The sequence below is a fragment of the bacterium genome, from assembly GCA_023135785.1.
Lineage (GTDB): Bacteria > CAIJMQ01 > CAIJMQ01 > CAIJMQ01 > CAIJMQ01 > CAZNJA01.
The window spans coordinates 1-5,465 of record JAGLSL010000055.1; the positions used below are offsets into that span (position 1 = coordinate 1).

The window sequence follows — 5,465 nt, forward strand, 5'->3', positions numbered from 1 at the left end:
GCGAAAGATTATAATGACAAAAAGAATTGGACTGCGGAATAAAATTGCAACCAGTCTTGTTCTGACGATTTTGCTTTTGGGTTTATCAATTAGTTTTATGGTGAACGTTATCGTTCAGGATATCCTAAGAGAACAGCTGATGGGAAAAGGCGTATTTATCGCCAGGAGTTTATCGGCTCGCAGCACGCTGCCCATTCTCACGGAAAATTGGTTTGACTTAAAATATTTGATAGAAAACGAGAAAACATTAGAGTCCGATATCGCTTATGTTTTTGTAGTGGATTCAAAAGACAATATCTTAACTCACACTTTTAAAGAAGGTTTTCCCGTAGAGTTAAAGGGGGTTAATTCGGTTCGCCCTTCCAAGATTAGCAGTACCCAGTTGCTGGATACAGGGGAGGGCTTTATCTACGATATCGCTGTTCCCATATCGGCAGAAGATGAAATTGTCGGCACGGTGAGAGTCGGAATAACGGAAGAAAATATCCGAAAGACGATTAATAATGCTCTGGGTCTAACCATCGGGATAACCGTTCTGGCTATACTTTTAAGTATTTTTATCGGCTTCGGCCTGGCAGGCTTAATTATAAAACCGGTTAGGGAACTTCATCGGGCAGCCGAAGAGATGGCGAAGGGGAATCTGGATGTGCGGGCAGAGGTCCGAACCGGCGATGAAATCCATGAACTGGCGGAAACATTTAACCTAATGGCCGCAAGCTTGAAGAGTTACCGGACCGACCTTGAAGAAAAGATAGAAGAAAGGACATTGGAGTTACACAGGGAAATCGCCGAACGCAAGGGGATAGAGAAAACGCTGCGGGCAAGCGAGGGTCAGCTTAAAAATATCGTGGAGAATGCCGGCGAGATTATCTATACGCTTACCCCTGATGGGATTTTCAAATTTGTCTCCCCTGCATGGACCCGATTGTTGGGGCATAAGATTTCAGAAGTTGAAGGGCATAGTTTCATTCCATTTGTGCATCCCGACGATGTAGCGGTCTGCCAGGCTTTCCTTAAAAAGGTAATGATTACGGGAGAGCCCCAGCACGGAGTTAAATACCGTGTCAAGCACAAAGACAAAAGCTGGAGATGGCACTCTTCTGCGGGCGCTCCGGTTAAAGACGAAGAGGGCAACATCCCCTACTATGTGGGTATTGCCGAAGATATCACTGAGTGCAAGAAGACGGAGGAGAGATTAAAGCAGGCCAGCGCAATAATAAACAGGAGTCCTGCGGTGGCATTCCTCTGGAAAAATGCTCCCGGCTGGCCAGTAGAGTTTGTAAGCGAGAATGTAAAAAGACTTTTCGGCTACTCTGCGAAAGATTTTACTTCAGGAAAAGTGCCGTTTGCTGAAGTCGTCCATTCGGATGATTTGGCGAGAGTGGGAAAAGAAGTTGAAAATCACAGCAAGGATGAGGGAACAAGCCAATTTACACAAGAATACAGAATTATAACAAAAGACAAGCAAGAGAAATGGATTGAGGATAAAACCTTAATAAGAAGAAATAGTAATGGTAAAGCAATTTACTATGAAGGGATTATATGCGACATCACCGAACGCAAGCGGGCGGAGAAAGAATTGGTTCTTGCCCGGGAGAAGTTAGCTTCTGCCGAGAAATTGGCTCTTCTCGGGCAGTTTGCCGGGGTGGTAAGTCACGAATTCAGAAATGAATTGGGCGTTATGAGGAATTCTGTTTATTTTCTTGGGATGAAATTGCGTGGCAAAAAAGATGAAGACAAAAAGGTAAAAAGACATCTGGACATATTGGAAGAAGAAATTACCAACACGGACGAAATCATCAAGGATATTTTAACATTTGCCAGACCCAAGCCCCCGGTGTTTGAAAATGTGAACATTGGGAATCTTTTATTGAAGAGCATTGATAAAGTCAATCCCCCAGGGAAAATAAATGTAGTTACCTTGGTAGATAAGAATTTACCCGAAATAAAGGCCGACCCGGCTCAACTTTCCCAGGTATTTATAAACATAATTTTAAATGCGGTGCAGGCAATGGAAAAGGGAGGAGATCTGTCGGTAAAGGCAGCCAAAGAAGGCGGCTTTGTTGACATCTTGTTTGAGGACACGGGAAATGGAATAAAAGAAGATGACCTGAAAAGGATTTTTGAGCCGTTTTTTTCCACAAAGGCCCGGGGGACGGGATTGGGCTTGTCTACCGCCAAGCTCCTTGTTGAAGGACACAGCGGCAGTATTGATGCCAAAAACCGCTCCGGCGAAGGAGGAACGGTTATCAAGGTCAGACTGCCGATAAGTCCGTCAGTTATAAATAACGCAAATGCCACAGCTTTATTAAAGATTTAAGGCAAGAGGGAGACGGTGATTAATTTGTCCGCCTGATATGGACAAATTATAACAACCCCTTTCCCACCTCCGAGGTGGGAAAGGGTAATGATAATAGGAATGCGCACCGGAGTAGACTTATTTGACTTTTAATATAGGAGGAGACAAAAGTGATGAAAATGAAGAAGATAAACATATTGATGGTTGACGATGACCGTCGTTTGTGCGAGACGCTTAAGGACATCTTAACGGAGAAAGGATACGGGGCTGATTTTGTTGAAAGCGGAACGGAAGCGCTTAAGGCATTAGAAAGCTCTCAGTATGATGTAGTCCTCCTGGACATGAAAATGCCGGTTGTGAACGGATTGGAGACTTTCAGGGAAATAAAAAAGATCAGCCCCCGGACCGCGGTAATTATAATGACTGCCTTCTCGCTTGACGATATGATAAAAGATTGTCTTCGCGAAGGGGCATTTGGGATTTTGTATAAGCCCCTGGATATTGATAAATTGGTAGCCCGGATTAAAGAGGCAAGAGATAGTATATTGGTTATGGTGGTTGATGACGATCCGCTCACGCGTCGGACACTAAAAGACATTTTGACAAAAGAAGGATTTTTGGTTTCAGTTGCCAAAGACGGCGAAGAAGCTATAAAAATAACTAAACGGATGCCGCATCATATTGTTATCGTTGACATGAAACTTCCTACACTAAACGGTCTTGAAACCTACCTCGCCATAAGAGAAGTCAATCCAAAGGTTAAAGCTATATTGATGACTGCCTACAGGGAAGAGACGGTAGATTTAGTGAAGGATGCCATTAAAAAATCCGCCTATATCTGTCTTTATAAACCGTTTAAACCATCTTGTCTCTTAGATATAATTAAGGAGGTTACTGAAATATGAGAAAGCCGGAAAGCGCAAATATTCTTATCGTTGATGACAATACAAATATATGCGAAACTTTGGAAGATATATTATGCGAAGAGGGCTATAAGGTAACCAGCGTGGGAAATCTTGTCCTCACAAAAGAGAAGCTTGCGAAGGAATTTTACAATGTCATATTAGTCGACCTGAATCTTCCCAACGGTTCGGGGCTGGATCTGTTGCGTGATATAAAAAAGGCTGATAGCGATACCGCTGTCATAGTATTTACGGGGTATGCCTCTGTGGAAAACGCTATTGCCGCCCTTAACCAAGGGGCATTTAGTTATCTGGAAAAGCCCCTTAATATGGACGAGCTGAAGATAACGATTAAAAAAGCGATTAAGATGCAGGAGCTCACATTAAACAACAAAAACTTGTTGAACAGGCTCAAGGAGCTTAGCGTAAAAGACCCGCTTACGGGTCTTTATAATTACAGATATCTGGAGAAGAGACTGTCGTCGGAATTTAAAAGGGCGCAGAGACATGTTCTGCCTCTTTCAATGATAATGATAGACATAGATTACTTTAAATCCATAAATGACGCATATGGACATCAATACGGAGACCAGATATTGAAGGAATTAGGGCAGTATTTAAAAGATTCATCCAGGACTAATGATGTAGTTATCCGCTACGGCGGCGAGGAGTTTTTTATCCTTTTGCCCGATACCAATAATGAAGGAGCTGTTAATTTTGGCGCAAAACTATTGAAAAATTTGGGCGAACATGTATTTGATCCGAAAGGACAAAAAATAAGATTAAAGATAAGTATGGGATTAGTCAGTTATCCGGAGGACGGCGCAGATACACAGAAAACCCTTATGGATTTGGTCGATAAGACTCTGCGTACTGCAAAAGAACTTGGCGGCAACAGATTAACCATATTCGCAGAGATAACCAAAAAGCAAGTAAATAATGGCGCAAGAAAAGATGAAAAAGAAAGCGTAGGGCAGATGAAGGAAAAACTGCTCAGGATGGAAAATAGAGTTAATCAGGCTCTATTGGAATCCATCTGCGCTTTCGCTAAGACCATAGAAGCCAAAGATTATTATACCAGCGAGCACGGCGAAAATATGGTTTCTATAGCCGTTGATATTGGGAAAAAGCTCAACGTCTCCAAAAAGGATATAGAGAACCTAAAGCATGCGGCTATATTGCACGACTTAGGCAAGATCGGCATTCCCGATAAAATCCTGCACAAAAAAGGGAAACTTAACGAAAAGGAATTAAAGAAAATAAAGACCCATCCCCATATCGGAGCGGAGATAATAAGAAGCGTGCATTTTTTAAGCGCAGTAGTTCCCATAGTCCTTCACCATCATGAGAGGTTTGACGGGCTCGGATACTCCAGCGGGCTTAAGGGAAAAGACATACCGCTGGGAGCAAGGATTATCGCTGTGGCGGATATTTATCAAGCGCTGGTTTCGGATAGGACTTATCGTAAAGCCTACAGCAAAAAAGAGGCGCTAAGGATTATTAAGGAAGGCACCGGCACGCAATTTGATCCCGATGTAGTTAGAGCGTTTTTGGAAATAGTGTAATCAAAATCAAAAAATAGATATACAGTAGAAATACGGTAGATATAAATGGATATACGTGGATATACGGTAGAAATATGATAGATATATGTTGTTAAAGGATTGAAAACTAAAAAAAATTACATACTATAAAACAAAGCAAAAAACCAAGAATAATGACAATGTATTTCAATATATTTCCACCTTATTTCGACCTATATCAAGGTGTTATTTCTATCTATTTCCATTATTTTATTGTAGTTGCCGATTTATCGGCATGATTAAAAGATATACGATAGAAATGCGGTAGATATACAATAGATATATGTTGTTAAAGGATTGAAAACTAAAAAAAATTACATACTACAACTTCAAAAAACTAAGGATAGCAACAATGTATTTCCCTGCCCGCTTCGCAATCAGGCATTTAACGACAAATGTAGTGACCGAGTTTACTCGGCAAACAAAAAAAGCAAAGCAAGCTTTGCCACTACTATAGACCAAAGACCAAAGACCGAAGACTAAAAGAATTTCCAATACCCTTGCCCGGCAAGATTTGGCAGGCGGGCAATTCCTAATTTCTAATAGAGTAAATACCTAATTTGGGAATTCGACATTGGGCATTTCATTAGGAATTAGAAATTGGTAATTAGGAATTTGAGTAGAACCAGGCGCCCATAAATGGGCAACTACAAGTTCTGCAGAAGTTCAGAAACATAATGG

At 41.5% G+C, this 5,465-nt stretch carries 4 protein-coding genes; all 4 read left to right on the forward strand.

Features of this window, described 5'->3' with window-relative positions; all coding sequences use genetic code 11:
• A partial coding sequence (locus KAS42_04515) for a PAS domain-containing protein (protein MCK4905484.1) occupies positions 1-2,320 on the forward strand: 2,320 nt, incomplete at its 5' end.
• A gap of 158 nt (positions 2,321-2,478) precedes the next feature.
• The gene (locus KAS42_04520) at positions 2,479-3,204 is read left to right on the forward strand and encodes a response regulator (protein MCK4905485.1); all 726 of its coding nucleotides are present in this window, start codon (positions 2,479-2,481) and stop codon (positions 3,202-3,204) included.
• Positions 3,201-4,766, forward strand: coding sequence for a diguanylate cyclase (locus tag KAS42_04525; GenBank protein ID MCK4905486.1), 1,566 nt, complete (start codon positions 3,201-3,203; stop codon positions 4,764-4,766). Before KAS42_04520 ends, KAS42_04525 begins: the two co-directional genes overlap by 4 nt.
• Positions 4,767-5,081: 315 nt before the next feature.
• Positions 5,082-5,267 (forward strand): hypothetical protein, encoded by a 186-nt coding sequence (locus tag KAS42_04530; GenBank protein MCK4905487.1) that lies wholly within the window; start codon positions 5,082-5,084, stop codon positions 5,265-5,267.
• The last annotated feature ends 198 nt before the right edge of the window (positions 5,268-5,465 follow it).